The 20,131-nt window shown below is 71.7% G+C and carries 17 protein-coding genes; 15 read left to right on the forward strand and 2 right to left on the reverse strand.

Annotated features, from left to right (window positions below; genetic code table 11):
* The first annotated feature begins 29 nt into the window (after nt 1-29).
* The 11 genes from F1734_RS08930 to F1734_RS08980 all read left to right on the forward strand — a co-directional run bounded on the left by F1734_RS08930 (nt 30) and on the right by F1734_RS08980 (nt 13,219).
* Nucleotides 30-218 carry a hypothetical protein gene (locus tag F1734_RS08930; protein ID WP_010592472.1) on the forward strand — a complete coding sequence of 63 codons (189 nt, stop codon included), beginning with the start codon at nt 30-32 and terminating at the stop codon, nt 216-218.
* 60 nt (nt 219-278) lie between these two features.
* Nucleotides 279-2,906, forward strand: a complete 2,628-nt coding sequence (locus tag F1734_RS08935; RefSeq protein WP_203011534.1) for a bifunctional FO biosynthesis protein CofGH — start codon at nt 279-281, stop codon at nt 2,904-2,906.
* Nucleotides 2,903-3,604 (forward strand): hypothetical protein, encoded by a 702-nt coding sequence (locus tag F1734_RS08940; RefSeq protein ID WP_017680211.1) that lies wholly within the window; start codon nt 2,903-2,905, stop codon nt 3,602-3,604. The genes F1734_RS08935 and F1734_RS08940 overlap by 4 nt, the downstream gene beginning before the upstream one ends.
* Before the next feature lie 129 nt (nt 3,605-3,733).
* On the forward strand, nt 3,734-4,057 hold the full coding sequence (fdxA, locus tag F1734_RS08945; RefSeq protein WP_003936066.1) for a ferredoxin: 324 nt from the start codon (nt 3,734-3,736) through the stop codon (nt 4,055-4,057).
* On the forward strand, nt 4,057-5,178 hold the full coding sequence (dapC, locus tag F1734_RS08950; RefSeq protein ID WP_017680209.1) for a succinyldiaminopimelate transaminase: 1,122 nt from the start codon (nt 4,057-4,059) through the stop codon (nt 5,176-5,178). Before fdxA ends, dapC begins: the two co-directional genes overlap by 1 nt.
* 112 nt (nt 5,179-5,290) lie before the next feature.
* Nucleotides 5,291-6,931, forward strand: coding sequence for an L-glutamate gamma-semialdehyde dehydrogenase (gene pruA, locus F1734_RS08955; protein WP_203011535.1), 1,641 nt, complete (start codon nt 5,291-5,293; stop codon nt 6,929-6,931).
* Nucleotides 6,928-7,947, forward strand: a complete 1,020-nt coding sequence (locus tag F1734_RS08960) for a proline dehydrogenase family protein (RefSeq protein ID WP_048771766.1) — start codon at nt 6,928-6,930, stop codon at nt 7,945-7,947. Before pruA ends, F1734_RS08960 begins: the two co-directional genes overlap by 4 nt.
* Before the next feature lie 76 nt (nt 7,948-8,023).
* On the forward strand, nt 8,024-8,695 hold the full coding sequence (locus F1734_RS08965) for a rhomboid family intramembrane serine protease (RefSeq protein ID WP_017680207.1): 672 nt from the start codon (nt 8,024-8,026) through the stop codon (nt 8,693-8,695).
* A 5-nt stretch (nt 8,696-8,700) separates the two neighbouring features.
* On the forward strand, nt 8,701-10,119 hold the full coding sequence (locus tag F1734_RS08970) for an acyl-CoA synthetase (protein WP_102030846.1): 1,419 nt from the start codon (nt 8,701-8,703) through the stop codon (nt 10,117-10,119).
* A 130-nt stretch (nt 10,120-10,249) separates the two neighbouring features.
* Nucleotides 10,250-11,515, forward strand: a complete 1,266-nt coding sequence (locus tag F1734_RS08975; protein ID WP_010592464.1) for a PucR family transcriptional regulator — start codon at nt 10,250-10,252, stop codon at nt 11,513-11,515.
* Nucleotides 11,516-11,665: 150 nt separating this feature from the next.
* Nucleotides 11,666-13,219 carry a substrate-binding domain-containing protein gene (locus F1734_RS08980; protein ID WP_010592463.1) on the forward strand — a complete coding sequence of 518 codons (1,554 nt, stop codon included), beginning with the start codon at nt 11,666-11,668 and terminating at the stop codon, nt 13,217-13,219.
* A gap of 22 nt (nt 13,220-13,241) precedes the next feature.
* Here F1734_RS08980 and F1734_RS08985 read toward each other — a convergent pair whose 3' ends face one another.
* Nucleotides 13,242-14,624, reverse strand: a complete 1,383-nt coding sequence (locus tag F1734_RS08985; RefSeq protein ID WP_010592462.1) for an amino acid permease — start codon at nt 14,622-14,624, stop codon at nt 13,242-13,244.
* 16 nt (nt 14,625-14,640) lie between these two features.
* Nucleotides 14,641-15,594, reverse strand: a complete 954-nt coding sequence (gene dapD / locus F1734_RS08990) for a 2,3,4,5-tetrahydropyridine-2,6-dicarboxylate N-succinyltransferase (protein ID WP_010592461.1) — start codon at nt 15,592-15,594, stop codon at nt 14,641-14,643.
* A gap of 73 nt (nt 15,595-15,667) precedes the next feature.
* Here dapD and dapE point away from each other — a divergent pair, with 73 nt between their 5' ends.
* From dapE to F1734_RS09010, 4 genes are all read left to right on the forward strand, one after another.
* On the forward strand, nt 15,668-16,744 hold the full coding sequence (gene dapE / locus F1734_RS08995) for a succinyl-diaminopimelate desuccinylase (RefSeq protein WP_017680204.1): 1,077 nt from the start codon (nt 15,668-15,670) through the stop codon (nt 16,742-16,744).
* Between the two features lie 56 nt (nt 16,745-16,800).
* Nucleotides 16,801-17,607, forward strand: coding sequence for an LOG family protein (locus F1734_RS09000; protein ID WP_010592459.1), 807 nt, complete (start codon nt 16,801-16,803; stop codon nt 17,605-17,607).
* The gene (locus F1734_RS09005; RefSeq protein ID WP_010592458.1) at nt 17,601-18,188 is read left to right on the forward strand and encodes an LOG family protein; all 588 of its coding nucleotides are present in this window, start codon (nt 17,601-17,603) and stop codon (nt 18,186-18,188) included. The genes F1734_RS09000 and F1734_RS09005 overlap by 7 nt, the downstream gene beginning before the upstream one ends.
* A gap of 69 nt (nt 18,189-18,257) precedes the next feature.
* Complete coding sequence (locus tag F1734_RS09010; protein WP_010592457.1) at nt 18,258-20,030, forward strand: long-chain-acyl-CoA synthetase; 1,773 nt, start codon at nt 18,258-18,260, stop codon at nt 20,028-20,030.
* Nucleotides 20,031-20,131 lie beyond the last annotated feature (101 nt).

Below are 20,131 nucleotides of genomic sequence, written 5' to 3' on the forward strand. Positions count from 1 at the left end.
TCGGAGTCGACACGAGGAGGAGGACCGCCGTGACCGAATCATCGGAGACCACCGAATTCACGGAACTGCCCGAAGCGGATCGGATCGAGCAGGAGATGCCGGCGGAGGACGAACCGGCCGACGACGAGGTGACCTCGGTCCCGCTCGAGGTGGAGCCTGCGGATGCTCTGGAACAGAGCCGGGTCGTCCCGGGCGACGAGGACTATCCGCGCGAGTGAGCGCGCCGGGGACGTGGCCCCGAGGTGGCATGGGTCCGGCGGGTGGCGCATGATCGGCCAATGACCGATTCGACCCACGACGGTGCCACCCCCGCGACGTTGCCCCTGCCCACGGTCCGCGCCGGCGCGGGCGAGCCCGCCTCGTCCGCGACGGATCCGGCGCGAGTGTCGCCGTCGGGCATGCGACGGGCGTTGCGCCGGGCGCGGGACGGGGCGACGCTCAACGTCGACGAGTCCGCGATCCTGCTCTCGGCGCGTGGTTCGGACCTCGAGGACCTGTGCGCTTCGGCCGCCCGGGTGCGCGACGCCGGTCTGCTCGCGGCGGGCCGGCCGGGCACGGTCACGTATTCCCGGAAGGTGTTCGTGCCGATCACCCGGCTGTGCCGGGACCGCTGCCACTACTGCACGTTCGTGACCGTGCCGGGCAAGCTGCGCGCCGCCGGGCACGGGATGTACCTCGAACCCGACGAGATCCTCGACATCGCCCGGCGTGGATCCGAATTGGGTTGCAAGGAAGCACTTTTCACGCTCGGTGACCGGCCGGAGGACCGCTGGCCCGAGGCGCGGCAGTGGCTCGACGAGCGGGGCTACGACTCGACCCTCGACTATGTGCGCGCGATGGCGATCCGGGTGCTCGAGGAGACCGGGCTGCTGCCGCATCTGAACCCCGGCGTGATGAGCTGGGCCGAGATGTCCCGGCTCAAGCCGGTGGCCCCGTCGATGGGCATGATGCTCGAGACCACGTCGGCCCGGTTGTTCACCGAGCAGGGCGAGTGCCACTACGGCAGCCCCGACAAGGATCCGGCGGTGCGCCTGCAGGTGCTCACCGATGCGGGCCGGCTGTCGGTGCCGTTCACCACCGGCATCCTCGTCGGTATCGGCGAGACGCTCACCGAGCGCGCCGAGTCGATCGCGGCGATTCGTAAGTCCCACAAGGCGTTCGGGCACATCCAGGAAGTGATCGTGCAGAACTTCCGGGCCAAGGACGACACCGCGATGCGCGAGCACGACGACGCCGGGCTCGACGAGTTCCGGGCCGCGATCGCCGTGGCCCGGCTCGTGCTCGGACCGTCCGTGCGCATCCAGGCGCCGCCGAACCTCGTCGCCGCCGACGAGTGCCGTGCGCTGCTCGCCGCGGGCGTCGACGACTGGGGCGGGGTCTCACCCCTGACCCCGGACCACGTCAACCCGGAACGGCCATGGCCGAACCTGGATCTGCTCGCGCAGCTCAGTGCCGACGCCGGGTTCACCCTCACCGAGCGGATCGCGGCCCAGCCGCAGTACGTCCTGGCGGGGCAGCCGTGGATCGACCCGCGGATCGGTGCTCACGTCCGAGCGCTGGCGGACCCGGAGACCGGTCTGGCCCGGGACGTGACCCCGCAGGGACACCCGTGGCAGGAGCCCGACCTCGACTGGGAGTCCAGCGGCCGCGTGGATCTGAACTCCGGGATCGACGTCACCGGTCGCAACACCGAGTACCGCTCCGACCTCGGCAGCGCATTCGGCGACTGGGACACCGTGCGCGAGCAGGTCCTTGCGCTCGGCGCGCACGCCCCGGTGCGGTTGGACGGGGACGTGCTCTCCGCGCTGCGCGCCGCCGAGAAGGACCCGGCCGGATGCACCGACGCCCAGTACGTCGCCCTCGCACACGCGGACGGGCCGGGTCTCGAGGCGGTCGTCGCGCTGGCCGATCAGCTGCGCCGCGACACGGTCTGCGACGACGTCACCTACGTGGTGAACCGGAACATCAACTTCACCAACATCTGCTACACCGGCTGCCGGTTCTGCGCGTTCGCGCAGCGCAAGGGTGACGCCGACGCCTTCACCCTGTCCACGTCCGAGGTCGCGGACCGCGCGTGGGAGGCGCACGTCGCCGGCGCCACCGAGGTGTGCATGCAGGGCGGGATCGACCCGGAACTGCCCGTCACCGGCTACGCCGACCTGGTCCGCGCGGTCAAGGAACGGGTGCCGTCGATGCACGTGCACGCGTTCTCCCCGATGGAGATCGCCAACGGCGTCGCCCGCAGCGGCATGTCGGTGCGCGACTGGCTGACCGAGTTGCGCGAGGCCGGCCTCGACACGATCCCCGGCACCGCCGCGGAGATCCTCGACGACGAGGTCCGCTGGGTACTGACCAAGGGCAAGCTGCCGACGGCGGAGTGGGTCGAGGTGGTCACCACCGCGCACGAGGTGGGGCTGCGGTCCAGCTCGACGATGATGTACGGCCACGTCGACCAGCCGCACCACTGGGTGGGGCACCTGAACGTGCTGCGCGGGATCCAGGACCGCACCGGCGGGTTCACGGAGTTCGTGCTGCTGCCGTTCGTGCACCAGTCGTCGCCGCTGTACCTGGCGGGCGCGTCGCGGCCGGGACCGACGATGCGCGACAACCGCGCCGCGCACGCGCTGGCCCGGATCATGCTGCACGGCCGGATCGACAACATCCAGACCAGCTGGGTCAAGCTCGGTGTCGCCGGTACCCAGGCGATGCTGCAGGGTGGAGCCAACGACCTCGGCGGCACCCTGATGGAGGAGACCATCTCCCGGATGGCCGGTTCCCAGCACGGTTCGGAGAAGACCGTGGCCGAACTCGTGGCGATCGCCGAGGGGATCGGCCGGCCGGCCCGCCGACGGACCACCGCCTACGCGCCGGTCGACGGGGGCGCCCTGAGCGGGGCGCGCCCGTGACCCCCAGGCTGGGCGACGGGGTCGTCGCGGCGGCTCTGGACGCGACCGCAGCCGGTGTCGGGCCGCTGTTCGGCCTGGCGTACCTCGACCCGTTCGGGCTCAAGGCCCGCACCTTCGCGCCGACGGTGCGGGAGCGGACGGCGATCGGGCAGGTGCTCGATGCGGCCGCGGCCCTGCTCGACGCGGGTCGCGTGCCGGGCACGGCGGCGTGGGCGGACGCCTCGGAACGGGAGCGCGTGAACTGGTGGATCGGCGGGCTCGGGTCGGTCTCGACGCTGCCCGTCGCGTTCCCGGGGATGCTGGGCGTGCTGGGCCGGATGCTGCCGTTGCAGGACGCCCTCGGCTTCCTCAACCAGGCGGTCGTGCTGCTCGCCGTCGCCCGGGAACGGGGAATCGACGACCGCGACCGGCAGGTGCGGATGCTCGCGGCCGTGCTGTGCCGCCGCGACCTCCCCGGGGGCGGCGACGCCGGGACGGCGCTGTCGTGGGTGCGGCGTCCGATGCGGTCGACGATCGACCTGCTCCGGGCGGTGAACGCGGAACTCGCACGGCGTCCGCAGCCGGCCGGTGCGTGGCGCGCGCTCGGGGTGCTGCCGCTGGTCGGGGCGCTGGCCGGATACGTCGGTGAACGGGCGGCCCTGTCCCGGGCCGCGGCGGACGGGCAGCAGTGGCTGGCCGCCCACCCGGAACCGGGCTAGTCAGGGCACCCTAACTCCGAGGGCGGTGCCCGCGGCGGGGGATACTGGACGGCGACGGACGCGGAGCGCGCCCCGATTCGGCGTGACCGTGCAGGTCGGCGGGCTACCAGAGAGGCAGGGAGAACACCAGTGACGTACACGATTGCGGAACCGTGCGTGGACGTGTTGGACAAGGCGTGCATCGAAGAATGCCCGGTGGACTGCATCTACGAGGGCGGTCGCATGCTGTACATCCATCCGGACGAGTGCGTGGACTGCGGTGCCTGCGAGCCGGTGTGCCCCGTCGAGGCGATCTTCTACGAGGACGACGTGCCGGACGAGTGGAACGCGTACGTCAAGGCCAACGTCGACTTCTTCGACGACCTCGGGTCCCCGGGCGGCGCCGCCAAGCTCGGCAAGGTCGACTACGACCCGCCGTTCGTCAAGGCGCTGCCCCCCATGGGCGAGGAATAGTGATCGGCGGTACCGTGACGCGCACTCGTCGTTCGGTGGCCGCGAGCCTGCCGGACTTTCCGTGGGACTCGCTGACCGCCGCGAAGGAGAAGGCGGCCGCGCACCCGGACGGCATCGTCAACCTCTCGGTGGGCACGCCCGTCGATCCGGTCGCACCGATCATCCGTGACGCGCTGCTCGCCGTCGCCGACGTGCCCGGCTACCCGACCACGCACGGCACCGACGAGCTGCGGGCCGCCGCCGTCGGGGCGCTGGCCCGCCGCTACGGCGTCACCGGCATCGACGAGTCCGCGATCCTGCCCGCCGTCGGCACCAAGGAGATGATCGCCTGGCTGCCGAGCCTCCTCGGCCTCGGCGGCGGTGACCTCGTGGTGATCCCCGAACTGGCGTACCCGACGTACGAGGTGGGCGCCCTGCTCGCGGGCACCCGGATCATCCGTGCCGACGGGCTCAACCGGCTGGGACCCGAGGGCGCGGCGCTGGTGTTCGTGAACTCGCCGTCGAACCCCACGGGCAAGGTGCTCGGCCTCGAACACCTGCGCAAGGTGGTGGACTGGGCCCGCAGCCGCGACGCGATCGTCGTCTCCGACGAGTGCTACCTGGGCCTGACCTGGGAGGGTGAGGCGCTGTCCGTCCTGCACCCGAGCGTGTGCGACGGCGACCACACCAACCTGCTCGCCGTGCACTCGCTGTCGAAGACGTCCAACCTGGCCAGCTACCGGGCCGGCTTCGTCACCGGCGACGCCGGACTCGTCGCCGACCTGCTCGAGGTGCGCAAGCACGCCGGGATGATGGTGCCGCTGCCGATCCAGTCGGCGATGACCGCCGCCCTGAACGACGACGGACACGAGAACGCGCAACGCGAGCTGTACCGCGCGCGCCGCGAGATCCTGCTCGCGGCCGTCCGGGGCGCCGGGTTCACCGTCGACCATTCCGAGGCCGGCCTGTACCTGTGGGCCGGCCGGGGCGAGGAGTGCCGCGCGACGGTCGACTGGTTCGCCGAACGCGGGATCCTCGTGGCACCCGGTGAGTTCTACGGTCCCGGGGGCGTCCAGCACGTGCGGATCGCGCTGACCGCCTCGGACGAGCGGATCGCCGCCGCCGCGCAACGACTGGCGTGAGCCGTGCTCGGCGGTGGATCCACCACCGCCGAGCAGCGGAAGCGCCGTTGCCCGAGCAGGATTGCCGTATGCAGGGCGGTGTTCGGCGCTACCCTGGGCCCAGGGAGGCCCCATGGACGCCGTCACTGCAGTTCCTGCGCCGGCCAACGAGCCGGTCCACACCTACGCTCCCGGCAGCCCGGAGCGGGAGCGTCTCACCGCCAAGCTGAAGGAGCTCGCGGCCGAACCGGTGGACGTCTCGCACGTCCTCGGAGGCGAGCACGTGCACGGTGAGGGCGATCGCTTCGACATCGTGCAGCCCCACAACCATCGTGCGGTGCTCGGCACGCTGCGCAACGCCACCCCCGCGGACGCGACGGCGGCCGTCGAGGCGGCGACGGCCGCGGCTCCCGCGTGGCGGGAGATGTCGTTCGACGCCCGCGCGGCCGTGCTGCTGCGGGCCGCCGACCTGCTCGCCGGGCCGTGGCGGGAGACCGTCGCGGCCGCGACCATGCTCGGGCAGTCCAAGTCGGTGCAGCAGGCGGAGATCGACGCGCCGTGCGAACTCGTCGACTTCTGGCGCTTCAACGTGCACTTCGCCCGCGCCCTGCTCGCCGACCAGCCGTACTCGTCGCCCGGCGTGTGGAACCGGATGGACTACCGGCCGCTCGAGGGATTCGTGTACGCGATCACCCCGTTCAACTTCACCGCGATCGCCGGGAACCTGCCCACCGCTCCGGCGCTGCTGGGCAACACCGTGGTGTGGAAGCCCGCACCGACGCAGTCCCTGGCGGCGTACTGGACGATGCGCCTGCTCGAGGCGGCGGGGATGCCGCCCGGCGTGATCAACCTGATCACCGGGGACGGCCGGGTCGCGTCGGAGGTGCTCCTGCGCGACCCGCGGCTGGCCGGTATCCACTTCACCGGCTCGACCCGGACGTTCCAGCACCTGTGGCGGGAGGTCGGGGCCCACATCGACGGCTACCGCACGTATCCGCGGCTGGTGGGGGAGACCGGCGGCAAGGACTTCGTCCTCGCGCATCCGTCGGCCGATCCGGGCGTGCTGTCCACGGCCCTGATCCGGGGAGCCTTCGAATACCAGGGTCAGAAGTGCTCGGCGGCCTCGCGGGCGTTCGTGCCCCGCTCCCTGTGGCGGCGCATGCGCACCGAGTTCCTCGACGAGGTCGAGAGCCTGACCTACGGCGACGTGACCGATCTGTCGAACTTCGGGGGCGCCCTGATCGACCGGACCGCCTACGAGAAGGTCGTCGGCGCGCTCGAGCGGGCCCGCGACCGCGAGTCGATCGAGATCGCCGTGGGCGGTGGGTACGACCAGTGGGTCGGCTGGTTCGTGCGGCCCACCGTCCTGCTCACCGACGATCCGGGTGACGAGGCGATGTGCACGGAGTACTTCGGCCCGGTGCTGAGCGTGTACGTCTACGACAACGCGGAGCCGGACGCATGGGGACGCGTGCTCGACCTCGTCGACCGGGGCGCCCCCTACGCGCTCACCGGTTCGGTGATCGCCGAGGACCGTGCGGCGGTCGAGGAGGCCACCGCCGCGCTGCGGTTCGCGGCCGGCAACTTCTACGTCAACGACAAGCCCACCGGCGCGGTGGTGGGGCAGCAGCCCTTCGGCGGGGGACGGGCGTCCGGCACGGACGACAAGGCGGGCTCGCCGCTGAACCTGCTGCGCTGGGTGTCGGCGCGGACGATCAAGGAGACGTTCGTGCCGCCCACCGACTACCGGTATCCGCACATGAAGGGCGGGTGAGGTCCGTGGTCTCGGCGAAACCGGTGCCGGCGCCGCCCGCGCCGTCGCGGGCGTTGCCGCGGCTGGCGTCGAACCCGCTGCGACCGGTGATCCTCGCGGCAGCCAAGTCGTCGCGCGTCCGGGCGCTGGTCACCGCGGCGCCGCCCACCCGGCGGCTCGTGGACCGGTTCGTCGCCGGCGACACCCGCGCCGACGCCTTGGCAGCGACGAAGGCCCTGCTCGACACGGGGCGTTCGGTGAGCATCGACCATCTCGGCGAGGACACCACCGACCGTGCGCAGGCCCGGGCGATCGTCGCGGAGTACGAGGCGCTGATCGCCGACCTGGCTTCGTCGTCCGGGGCCGGCGGCCCGGTGCCGGCGGTGGAGGTGTCGGTCAAGCTCACCGCGTTGGGTCTGGCGCTCGGCGCCGAAGGTCCCGCCGTCGCGCTCGGGCACGCCCGGCAGATCTGTGCGGCCGCCGCCGAGGCGGGGGTGTGGGTCACCGTCGACGCCGAGGACCACACCACCACCGACGCCACCCTGTCGATCGTGCGGCGGCTGCGTGCGGACTACCCGTGGGTGGGTGCCGTGCTGCAGGCCTACCTGCACCGCACCGAGTCGGACTGCCGGGAGCTGTCCGGCCCGGGCTCGCGGGTGCGGCTGTGCAAGGGCGCCTACCGCGAACCGGCGTCGGTGGCGTACCAGGACGCCGCCGAGGTGGACGCCTCGTACCTGCGCTGCCTGCGGGTACTCATGGCCGGGCAGGGTTATCCGATGGTGGCCTCGCACGACCCGGCGATCGTGGCGGCCGCGGGACCGCTCGCCGCCGAGTACGCCCGCGGCCCGGACGGATTCGAGCATCAGATGCTGTACGGGATCCGCGACCTCGAACAGCGTCGGCTCGCCGATGCCGGGCACCGCATGCGGGTGTACGTCCCCTACGGGGCGCAGTGGTACGGCTACCTGATGCGGCGGCTCGCGGAGCGGCCCTCGAACCTGAAGTTCTTCCTGCGCTCGGTGGTGTCACGGGGTTGACGACCCGGCGCCGGGAGAGCGGACCCGCCGTCGCCGGAACCGGACGCCGGGTACGTCCGCAGGTACATTGACGCCCGTGAGCACCTCCGACGCCGCCCCCGGTTCGGTGCTCCTGCTCGCCCTCGTCGCGGCGCTCGCGGTGCTGCTCGCCCAGCGTCGACTCGCGGTGCCGCCGGGGCGGCTGCTGTGGCCACCGCCGGTGACGGCGCTGGTGCTGTGGCTCGTCGTCGCGGTCCCGTCGCTGCTGCGCCTGGCCGTGCCGTCACTGCTCGGAACGTTCGGCCGCGACCCGCTGCGGATCCGTGCCGAGGAGGAATGGTGGCGGGTCCTGACCTCGGTGCTCGTGCAGGACGGCGGCGTGCTCCTCACCCTCGTCAACCTGGTCCTCCTCGCCGTCGTCGCGACCGTCGCGGTGCGGGTGTGGGGGCCGGGCCGGGCGATCGGGTTGTTCGCGGTGAGCCAGCTGCTGTTCGGACTGTTCACCGCGTTCGTCTCCCCGTCGACCGGGGCGGGCAGCTCCGGTGTGTCGTTCGCGGTCGCCGGGTCGATCGCGGGTCTGTGGCTGGCGGTCGGTGCCCGCGGCGCCGTGCTCGCGGCCGCCGTCGGCAGCTGCCTCGCCGGCGCGGTGCTGGTGGCGGCCGGGGACGGGCACGGCGTGGCCGTCCTCGTCGGTGCGCTGCTCGGTGCGGTGCTCGGGACGGTGGCGCCGCCGCGCCGCGCCGTCCTCTCGGCGGCTGTGCGATCCTGACCGACGTGTCTTCGCTGCTTCGTTCCCTCAACCCTCTGGCCGTCGCGCGCGGCGACGACCTGCCCGACGCCGTCCGCATCGACGGCCACACGCTCTCGCGCAGCGACATCCTCGGCGCGGCCGGCGCCCTCGCCCGCCGCATCGGCGGAGCCGAACGTCTCGCGGTGCTCGCCGCGCCGACGGCGACCACGGTGGTCGCGGTCGTGGGCTGCCTGCTGGCCGGGGTCACCGTCGTCCCGGTGCCACCGGACTCCGGTCCCGCAGAACGCGAGCACATCCTGCGCGACTCGGGCGCGCAGGCGTGGCTCGGGGACGCGCCGGACGAGCCCGGCCTGCCCGTGGTGCCGGTGCGGCTGCACGCCCGCGACTGGCACAGCCACCCGGAACCCGATCCGTCCCGCACGGCGTTCGTGCTGTACACCTCCGGCACCACCGGGGCACCGAAGGGCGTGCTGCTGAGCCGCCGTGCGATCGCGGCCGGAATCGACGCCCTGGCCGAGGCATGGGACTGGACCGAACGCGACACCCTGGTGCACGGGCTGCCCCTGTTCCACGTGCACGGCCTGATCCTCGGAGTGCTCGGTCCGCTGCGCGTCGGCAGCCGGCTCGTCCACACCGGCAGGCCCACCCCGGAGGCGTACGCCCAGGCCCACGGCACCCTGTACTTCGGGGTGCCGACGGTGTGGTCGCGCGTGGTCGAGGACGAGGAGTCCGCGAAGGCCCTGAGCGGCGCGCGGCTGCTCGTGTCCGGCAGTGCGCCGCTGCCCGTCCCCGTGTTCGAGCGCCTGCGCGAGCTGACGGGACTCACCCCGATCGAGCGGTACGGGATGAGCGAGACGATGCTGACGCTGAGCACCCGGACCGACGGGGAGCGCCGTCCCGGATGGGTGGGTACCCCGGTGCGCGGTGTCGAGACCCGGCTGCGCGACGAGCACGGCCACGACGTCCCCCACGACGGGGAGAGCATCGGCGGACTGCAGGTGCGCGGACCGATGTTGTTCGACGGCTATCTGAACCGTCCCGACGCCACAGCCGCGGCCTGGACCCCGGACGGGTGGTTCGTCACCGGTGATGTCGCGGCGATCGACGCAGGTGGGTTCCACCGCATCGTCGGCCGCGAGTCGACGGACCTGATCAAGTCCGGCGGGTTCCGGGTCGGGGCCGGCGAGATCGAAACCGTGCTGCTCGGCGATCCGTCCGTACGGGAGGTCGCGGTGGTGGGAGTCCCCGACGACGATCTGGGCCAGCGCATCGTCGCGTTCGTGGTGCCCGCACCGGGCGGCCCGGCCGTCGACCCGGCCGCGCTGATCGAGCTCGTGGCCCGTCAGCTCTCCGTGCACAAGCGCCCGCGCGAGGTGCGCGTGGTGGACACCCTCCCGCGCAACGCGATGGGCAAGGTCCAGAAGAAGCAGCTGCTGACCTGACCGCACCCCCGGCGACGGCTCCGAGTGTGAGCCACGTCGCCGCGGGCCTTGTCCGATTCGCGCAGGGCACGTACCTTCCTACGGCAGAGTAAGATCGTTCTCTTTCCGGAGTCATGGGGGGTTCCGCGGAATGTCGGTGTCCGAATTCGGTTCCAGGCCCGGGGTGGCGTTCGTCGTCGACGGAAGGCCCGCCTCGGTCCCGCTGCGCGACCTGCGCGCGGTCGCCCGCAAACTGGTCGCGCACTTCGCGGACAACGTCGCGCCGTGTTCCCTGGAGCCGGGCGACACCCTGCGCGGCGACGTCACGGAGATCACCGTCCGGTGCCTGCGCCTGGCGATCCAGGTGCTCGACACGGGCGAGCTGCCGACCGACTCCGATCTGTCGGAGCTGCGCAGCAGCGCCGCCCAGTGGGCGCGCGCGGGATTCCGGCTGGAATACATGCTGCGGATCTACCACGAGGGCATCCGGCTCGGCTGGGAACTCGTCACCGCCCGGGCCCGGGAGGGCGACGTCGAATCGGTCGCGACCGCGTCGCGGCTGTGGATGGCGCTGCTCGAACACGTCACCGTCGCCGCGACGACCGGGTTCGTCGCCGAGCTCGAGGCGATGCGCCGCAACCGCGACGTCGCGGCCCAGGAACTCGTGACCGCCCTGCTCGGCGGGCAGGACGCCGCCGCCGTCGCGCGCCGGTGCGGGCTCGAGCTGGCCGAGCGGTACACGGTGCTCGGGGTGCGGCTCGACCGGCATCCGGACGAGCGCAACCCGCACGTGCGGCCGGAGGTCGTCGCCCGGCGCACCCTGCGGCGGCTCGAGACCGAACTGGACCGGGTGTGCGACGGCCGGCAGCTGACCATGCTCGGACCCGAGGGCGGCACCGTGCTGCTCGGCGACACCCCGGACGAGCACATCCGCACCGTGCTCTACGAGCGGGTCGCCCGTGCCGCCGGGGTGCCGGTGACGATGTCGCTCGTCGAGTCGGACGTCCCGGGTATTCCCGCCGCGGCCCACCAGGCACACGAACTGCTCGAACTGGTCGGTCACCTGCGCCGGCCCGCAGGCGTGTACCGGATGCAGGACCTGGCATTCGAATACCAGCTGACCCGCCCCGGGCCGGCCCGCGAGCATCTCGTGCGGGTGCTCGATCCGCTGACCCACGCGCCCGAGCTGGTGGAGACCCTCGAAACCCACATCGCCCACGAACTGAGCCGCCAGCGCACCGCCCGGAGCCTGCACGTGCACGCCAACACCGTGGACTACCGGCTCAAGCGCGTCGCGCAGCTCACCGGCTTCGACCCGACCGTCCCCTCCGGGCTGCGGCATCTGCACGCCGCCCTGGTCGCGCGACGGCTCCAGGCCGGCGCGGAAACCGGCGGCCCACCTCGGGACGGCACGTGAGACCGGACCGTTACGATGTGGCGCAGATCATGACGACGGTGTGTGCCGCGCGGCCCGGCACCGGCAGGGGAGGACCAGATGGCAGGAGGCCGCCACAGTGCGCGGACGACACGTGACGGCCGATCGACCCGGGTAGTCGTACTCGTCGGGGTGGCGGTCGTGGCGTTCGCGGCGGCCGGTGTCGGCGTGGTCCGTGCCCTGGCCGGCGGATGCGACACCGTCGAGCAGTACAGCCTCGCCGTCGCCCCGAGCATCGAACCGGCTGTGAGTTCCGTTCTGTCGGGGGGCGCGGACACGCGGTGCTACGAGTTCACGGTCGACGCCGCCGAACCGGGTGACGTCGCCGGGTTGCTCGGCAAGGGAATCGACGCGCCCGACCTGTGGATTCCGGACGCCCGCTGGTGGGCGAGCCGTGCGGCACCGACTGCCGCCGGGCCGGTACAGATGATCGCGGGCGCGGTCGCGAGCACCCCCGCGGTCCTGGTGGGACCGCCCGGGCAGGTTCCGGAGGTGCCCACCTGGCGGGCCGCCCTGGCGATTCCCGATCTGGTGCTGGGCAATCCGCTCCGCACCGGGGTGGCCGCCGCCCCGATCCGGGCGGCCCTGGCGGAGACCCAGGACGACCCCGTCGCGGTCGGCACGGTGCGGACCGCGATGGTGCCGCTGGCTCAGCAGGAGAGCATTCGCACCGAGGAGGCACCCAGCGGTGCGGACCTACTGGCCGCGGCCGGTGCCGACGACGCTGTCGGAATCTCCACCGAGCAGCAGGTGCTGGCGTTCTCGGAGGCGAACGAGTCCGCTCTCGAGAGCCGGGTACCGGCGAACGGCAGCATCCTGCTGGAATACCCGGTGGTGGTGACGTCGCCCGTCCCCGACCGGCACCATCGCGCGACGGACGCCGCGCGGGTGCTGGTCGACGTGCTGGGCACGGAGGACGCCCTCGAGGTGCTCCACGACGAGGGATTCCGCGGCCCCGACGGCGAGCCGCTGCCCGAAGGGCGCGGCATCGGGGGTGTGCCGCTGCTGTCGCTGCGGGACGAGGCGATGGCGGAGGAGGCGCTCGGCGCCTGGTCGTTGATGGCACTGCCGATCCGCACGCTCGTCGCGATCGACGTGTCCGGTTCGATGCAGTTCCCGGCCGGTGACGGCACCCGCATGGACCTGACGGTGCGGGCCGCCCTCGCGGGCAATGCGATGTTCCCCGACAGCGTCTCGGCGGGACTGTGGGCCTTCTCGCAGAACCTCGGCGGCGAGGGCCAGGACTACGTCGAGCTGGTGCCGATCCGGCGGTACGACACCGATGTCGACGGGCGCACCCAGCGGGAGGTGATGGCGGCCCAGGCGGAGAAGGTGCCCGGTCTGGTCGGCGGCGGCACCGGCCTGTACGACACGACCCTCGCGGCGTTCCGTGCCGTCCAGCGGAGCTACGACCCGCGCGCGGTCAACAGCGTCATCGTCCTCACCGACGGCGCGAACGAGGACCCCGACAGCATCACCGAGGCGCAGCTCCTCGACATCCTCGCGCGTGAGCAGGATCCGGCGCGGCCGGTGATCGTCGTGACGATCGGCATCACGGAGGACGCGGACGCGCGGACCCTCGCCGAGATCTCCCGGGTGACCAGCGGCTCGAGCTACGTCGCGCGCGACCCCGCGGACATCGCGAACGTCTTCGTCAACGCGCTCGCCGACCGGGGCGAGCGCTGAAGGTCGCCGGCGGGAACCCGGACTACTGCACTCTCGCGCGGGCGCGGCGCTGCCACAGTTGCGACACCGCGGCGATGAACAGGAACAGCACAGCCGTCGAGGCGAGCTGGATCCGGGCGGCGGGATCGAACAACATGAGCACGATGAACGCGCCGAGCATGCCGAGGGTGAGCCAGCTCAGGTAGGGGAACGCCCACATCCGGACGGTGAGGCGGCCCTCCTGTTCCAGGGTCGGCCGCAGCCGCAGGTGGGAGACGACGACGAAGATCCAGATCGCCAGCAGGGCGGAGCCGACCGCGTTGAGCAGGATGCCGAGGATGTCCTCGGGCAGCCACCAGTTCAGCAGGACCGAGACGAATCCGAAGAACACGGACAGCAGCACGGCGTTGCGGGGGACGCCCGTGCGGGAGAGCTTCGCGAGCACGGTCGGACCGTCGCCGCCCCGGGCGAGGGAGTAGGCCATGCGTGAGGTGCCGTAGACGTTGGCGTTGAAGGCCGACAGCAGGGCGATCACCACGACGAGCTCCATGAAACCCGACACGTAGGGGAGGCCGGCGATGTCGAGGACACTGACGAACGGCGAGGTCTCACCGCTCGCGGACGTCCACGGCAGCACCAGCACCATGATCGAGATCGAGCCGAGGTAGAACAGGCTGATACGCCATACGACGGTGCGCACCGCGGTCGCGATGGACCGCTCGGGGTCGCGCGACTCGGCCGCGGCGATGGTGACGATCTCGATGCCGCCGAAGGCGAAGGCGACGGCCAGCAGGCCGGCGGCGATGCCGGCGAGGCCGTTGGGTGCGAATCCGTCGCCGTCGCCGAGCAGGTGGGTCAGCCCCACCGGCTCGGTGTCCGGCAGCAGGCCGAACACCAGCAGCACTCCGATGACGAGGAAGGCGATGATGACCGCGACCTTCAGCGCCGCGAACCAGAACTCGAACTCGCCGAAGTTGGCAACCTTCGCGAGGTTCACCACCGCGAAGAACGTGACGAACACCAGGGCCACGACCCATTGCGGCACACCCGGCAGCCAGCTGCTCACGATCGCCGAGGCGCCGGTGATCTCCACGCCCAGGACCATGATCAGCATGAACCAGTAGAGCCAGCCCATCGTGAACCCGGCCCATTCGCCGATGCCGATGCGGGCGTAGTGGGAGAAGGATCCGCTGGCCGGAAGAGCCGCCCCCATCTCGCCGAGCATGCGCATCACGAAGACGATCATGATGCCGGCGAGGACGTAGGAGACGATCACCGCGGGCCCGGCGGCGGCGATGCCGACGCCGGACCCGAGGAACAGGCCTGCGCCGATCGCGGAACCGAGTCCCATCATCGTCAGGTGCCGGACCTTGAGTCCGTGCTCGAGGTGGTCGGCTTCGGTGAGGGTGTGCTCGGTTTTCGACACGATCGGTTTCTCTGACTCAGTCGTTGGCGTGCAGCGCCGCATTCAGTTCGACGCCGGTGCCCTTGGTGGGGACCACCTCGACGGCGCCGCTGACCGAGTTGCGGCGCAGCATCAGGTTGGAACGGCCGTTGAGGTCCTTGGCCTTGACGACGGTGCCGTCGGGACCGGTGACCTTGGTGCCGGCGGTGACGTACAGGCCGGCCTCGACGATGCAGTCGTCGCCGAGGGAGATGCCCACACCGGCATTGGCGCCGAGCAGGCATCGCTTGCCGATGGAGATGACCTCCTTGCCGCCGCCGGACAGGGTGCCCATGATCGACGCACCCCCACCGATGTCGGAGCCGTCGTCGACGACGACCCCGGCGGAGATGCGGCCCTCGACCATCGAGTTGCCGAGGGTGCCCGCGTTGAAGTTGACGAAGCCCTCGTGCATGACGGTGGTGCCGGAAGCGAGGTGCGCGCCGAGACGGACACGGTCGGCGTCGGCGATGCGCACCCCGGACGGCACGACGTAGTCGACCATGCGGGGGAACTTGTCGACGCCGTACACGGCCACGGGCCCCCGGATACGCAGGCGCGAACGCACCAGTTCGAAGTTGTCCACGGCGCACGGGCCGTAGTTGGTCCACACGACATTGGCGAGCAGGCCGAACACACCGTCGAGGTTGGTGCCGTGCGGCCGGACGAGGCGGTGCGACAGCAGGTGCAGCCGCAGGTAGGCATCGTGGGTGTCGGCCGGCGGCCGGGACAGGTCGGCGATCGTGGTGCGGACCGCGACCTGCTCGACCTCCCGCGCCTCGTCGGGGCCGACGAGCAGCGCGAAGTCGGAGGGAATGTCCGTGCCCTCGAGCCGGGACGTGCCCGTTTCGGTGAATTCGCCGAGCTCGGGGGCCGGGTACCAGGTGTCGAGAACGGTGCCGTCCGCCGCGATGTTGGCGATGCCTACTGCTGATGCTCCCTGTGCACTCACGGTCGAGAAGCGTACGCGAGGCGTCGTCGTTCTCGCGGACGGCCTGGTAAATCGCCCCACGTATTGTTCTTGCATGTCTGCACCGCACCTGGACCTGCATGCCGATCCGATCGAGCTGACCGCTGCCCTGGTGGACATCCCCAGTGTCTCCCGGGACGAGGCGGTGATCGCCGAGTCCGTCGAACAGGCGCTGCGCACCCAGACCACCGGTTTCGAGATCGTCCGCAGTGGTAACGCGGTTCTCGCCCGCACCCGCCTCGGGCGGCCGAGCCGGGTGTTGCTGGCCGGTCACCTCGACACCGTGCCCATCGCGGACAACGTGCCGTCGCGGCGCGCGGGGGAGTTGCTGTACGGGTGCGGCACGGCCGACATGAAGTCGGGCGACGCGGTGTTCCTGCACCTGGCCGCCACGATCGCCGAGCCGGCGCACGATCTGACCCTGGTGTTCTACGACTGCGAGGAGATCGCCGCGGTGCACAACGGTCTCGGCCGCATCGAACGGGACCTGCGCGACTGGCTGGACGCGGACGTGGCGATCCTCGGCGAACCGACGGCCGGCCAGATCGAGGCGGGCTGCCAGGGCACCCTGCGGGTGCGGATCGCGGCGAGCGGGGTGCGGGCGCATTCGGCGCGGTCCTGGCTGGGAGACAACGCGATCCACCGGCTGGCCCCGGTGCTCGGGCGGCTCGCGGCCTACGAACCGCGCTCGGTGGACATCGACGGCTGCGTCTACCGCGAGGGTCTGTCCGCGGTGCGGATCGCCGGCGGTGTCGCCGGCAACGTGGTGCCCGACGCCGCGGACCTCGACGTCAACTTCCGGTTCGCGCCCGACCGCACGGTCGAGCAGGCGCTCGCGCACGTGCGAGAGGTGTTCGACGGTCTCGACGTCACCCTCGAGCTCACCGACAGTTCGCCCGGCGCGCTGCCCGGCCTGGCCCACCCCACCGCGGCGGACCTCGTCGCCGCGGCCGGCGGCCGGTTCCGGGCCAAGTACGGGTGGACGGACGTCGCGCGGTTCGCCGCGCTGGGGATCCCGGCGGTCAACTACGGTCCCGGCGATCCGAACCTCGCGCACACCCGGGACGAGCACGTGCCCGTGGGACAGATCACCGAGGTCGCCGACACGCTGCGCAGGTACCTCGCCGGCTGACGCGCACAGCGTCGGATGCGGCAGGCGCGGTGTGCCGCATCCCCTAATCTGAGCGCATGGCGCGCGACACCGACCCCGGATCCCGCGACCGTGCGAGTGCCGACGTGGTGCACCGCGGTCCCGTCCAGCTGCGCCGTGACCGGGCGGCCGAGACCACGACGATGGACCAGCGGCTCCTCGATCGCCGGGGTCCGTCGGACTGGGTGCACACCGATCCGTGGCGGGTGCTGCGCATCCAGAGCGAGTTCGTCGAGGGCTTCGGGGCGCTGGCCGAGGTGCCGCGCGCGGTGGCGGTGTTCGGGTCGGCCCGCACCCCCGTCGACCACCCCGAGTACGTCACCGGACGCGCCCTCGGGGCCGCCTTGGCGGCGGCCGGCTATGCGGTGGTCACCGGTGGGGGGCCGGGGGCGATGGAGGCCGCCAACCGCGGTGCGAGCGAGTCGGGGGGATTCTCGATCGGCCTCGGCATCGAACTGCCGTTCGAGCAGGCCCTCAACGAGTGGGTCGACCTCGGACTGAACTTCCGCTACTTCTTCGCCCGCAAGACGATGTTCGTGAAGTACTCCCAGGCATTCGTCTGTCTGCCCGGCGGATTCGGAACCCTCGACGAGCTGTTCGAGGCGCTCACGCTGGTCCAGACCCGCAAGATCACCAGGTTTCCCATCGTGCTGCTCGGCACCCACTACTGGGCGGGGCTGGTCGAGTGGATCCGGCAGTCGATGATCGGCGAGGGGCGGATCTCGCCGGGCGACCTCGACCTGCTGTATCTGACCGACAGTGTCGAGGAGGCGGTGCAGATCGTGGTCGATGCCCATCGCGGTCAGGACGAGTCGGCGCTGTACGGGGAGGGCGGGTCGTGGTGAGCGGGTTCGATCCGGTCGAGGGCGTCGGCGGCGAGCGCGCGGTCGAGGCGCGGGCGGTGTGCGTCTATTGTGCCTCCGGTCCCGTCGGGGACTCCTACCTCGAGCTGGCGGCGGCGGTGGGGACCGCCATCGGACGACGCGGCTGGCAGCTGGTCTCCGGCGGCGGCAACGTGTCGATGATGGGCGCGCTGGCGGAGGCCACCCGGGCCGCGGGCGGGCACACCGTCGGCGTGATCCCCAAGGCGCTGGTGCACCGTGAGGTCGCCGACGTCGACGCCGACGAGCTGATCGTCACCGACACGATGCGCCAGCGGAAGCAGGTGATGGAGGAGCGGGCCGACGCGTTCGTCGCGCTGCCCGGCGGGATCGGCACCCTCGAGGAACTGTTCGAGACGTGGACGGCCGGCTACCTGGGCATGCACACCAAGCCGGTGGTGCTGCTCGATCCGGTGGGGCACTACCGGGGACTGCTGGACTGGCTCGAGTCGATGGTGCCGACCGGCTTCGTCAATCGTCGCGCCCTCGACGACCTGCAGCTCACCGAGGACGTCGAGGACGCGCTCGACCGGTGCGCCGGGTGAGGGGCTTCCGCAACGCGCCGCGGTTGCTTACTCTGCAGTAAGTTGTTGTCCACCGCCACGAAGGATGCCATGCCCGAGTCCGGTTCGACCATCTCCCTGGTGGGTCTCGCCACCCAGCTTCCGCGAATGCTGCCCGACGTACCGAGCCTGCTGCGCGGCGCGGCGGGCCTGACCCGGCGTCCGGAGGCGCGCGAGTCGATCGGGTCGGTGTTCCAACGCCTGGCCGAGCGGAACCCGGACCGGCCGTTCCTGCGCTTCGAGGGCGACGCCCTCAGCTACGGCGACGCCAATGCGCAGGTCAACCGCTACGCGGCCGTCCTCACCGCGCAGGGTGTGCGCACTGGCGACGTCGTCGCCGTGTTGATGAAGAACCGCCCGGAGGCGTTGCTCGTCGCGCTCGCCACGGTCAAGCTCGGTGCCGCGGCCGGCATGCTCAATCACCATCAGCGCGGGGAGGTCCTCGCGCACAGCCTCGACCTGCTCGACAGCCGGGTCCTCGTGGTCGGCGAGGAGTGCGAGGAGGCCCTGGAATCCCTCGACGGGCCGCCACCGGCCGGAAAGGTGCTGCGCGTCGGCGAACTCGACGACCTCGCCGTCGCCGCCGACTCCGCGAACCCCGCCGTCACCGAGCGCCTGCAGGCGAAGGAGACCGCCTTCTTCATCTTCACCTCGGGCACCACGGGCATGCCCAAGGCCAGCCGGATGACCCACTACCGCTGGCTGAAGTCCATGTCCGGCCTGGGCAGCCTCGGTGTCCGGCTGCGCCGCGACGACACCCTGTACTGCTGCCTGCCGCTGTACCACAACAACGCGCTCACCGTGTCGCTGTCGTCGGTGCTCGCAGCCGGGGCCACGTTCGCGCTCGGCCGCAAGTTCTCCGCCACCGGCTTCTGGGCCGACGCGAAACGCAACGACGCGACGGCGTTCGTCTACATCGGCGAGATCTGTCGCTACCTGCTGAACCAGCCGCCGTCGCCCGACGACCGCGATCACGGCATCCGGTTGATGGTCGGCAACGGACTGCGCGCCGAGATCTGGACCGAGTTCACCGAGCGGTTCGGCATCGCCCGCGTCGCCGAGTTCTACGGTGCGAGCGAGTGCAACATCGCGTTCGTCAACGCCCTGAACCAGCCGCGCACCGCGGGAATCTGCCCACTGCCGTATGCCGTGGTCGACTACGACCACGAGACCGGCAAGGCGCTGCGGGGACCGGACGGCCGGCTGCGCCGGGTCGGGCGCGGCGAGGTGGGCCTGCTGCTGGCGAAGGTCACCGACCGCGCCCCGTTCGACGGTTACACCGATCCGGACGCGAGCGAGTCCAAGCTGGTCCGCGACGGCTTCGAGGACGGCGACACCTGGTTCGACACCGGCGATCTCGTCCGCAGTCAGGGCTTCATGCACGTCGCGTTCGTCGACCGTCTCGGTGACACCTTCCGGTGGAAGGGCGAGAACGTCGCCACCACGGAGGTCGAGGCGGCCGTGTCGGCGAGCGAGTCGATCTCGCAGGCGGTGGTCTACGGGGTCGAGATCCCCGGCACCGACGGCCGGGCCGGGATGGCCGCGGTCACGCTCCACGAGGGCGCCGAGTTCGACGGGGCCGCAGTCGCGGCGCAGCTGTACCGGGCGCTGCCGTCGTACGCGGTGCCGCTGTTCGTCCGGATCGTCGACGAACTCGAGCACACCTCGACGTTCAAGAGCCGCAAGGTGGACCTGCGCAAGCAGGGCTACACCGACACCGGTGAGGATCCGGTGTACGTGCTCACCGGACCGGACGAGGGCTACCGGCCCGCATACGACGGCTACGTCGAGTCCGTCGCCGGTGGCGAGCTGCCGGCGGGCTGAGTTCCGTCGCCGCACCTGCGATTCGCGCGGGCGTCCGGAATCCGCCCACGCCGTGCGGAGGGCGGATTCCGGTTCACCGCTCGGATTCGGCCGCCCGGCGT

The sequence above is a fragment of the Rhodococcus ruber genome (genome assembly GCF_016804345.1).
GTDB lineage: Bacteria > Actinomycetota > Actinomycetes > Mycobacteriales > Mycobacteriaceae > Rhodococcus > Rhodococcus ruber.

Excerpts from the sequence above, each read along its gene's own strand:
- pruA (WP_203011535.1), top strand. The coding sequence starts at position 5,291 with ATGGACGCCGTCACTGCAGTTCCTGCGCCGGCCAACGAGCCGGTCCAC.
- dapE (WP_017680204.1), top strand. The coding sequence starts at position 15,668 with ATGTCTGCACCGCACCTGGACCTGCATGCCGATCCGATCGAGCTGACC.
- F1734_RS08935 (WP_203011534.1), top strand. The coding sequence starts at position 279 with ATGACCGATTCGACCCACGACGGTGCCACCCCCGCGACGTTGCCCCTG.
- F1734_RS09000 (WP_010592459.1), top strand. The coding sequence starts at position 16,801 with ATGGCGCGCGACACCGACCCCGGATCCCGCGACCGTGCGAGTGCCGAC.
- F1734_RS09010 (WP_010592457.1), top strand. The coding sequence starts at position 18,258 with ATGCCCGAGTCCGGTTCGACCATCTCCCTGGTGGGTCTCGCCACCCAG.
- F1734_RS08975 (WP_010592464.1), top strand. The coding sequence starts at position 10,250 with ATGTCGGTGTCCGAATTCGGTTCCAGGCCCGGGGTGGCGTTCGTCGTC.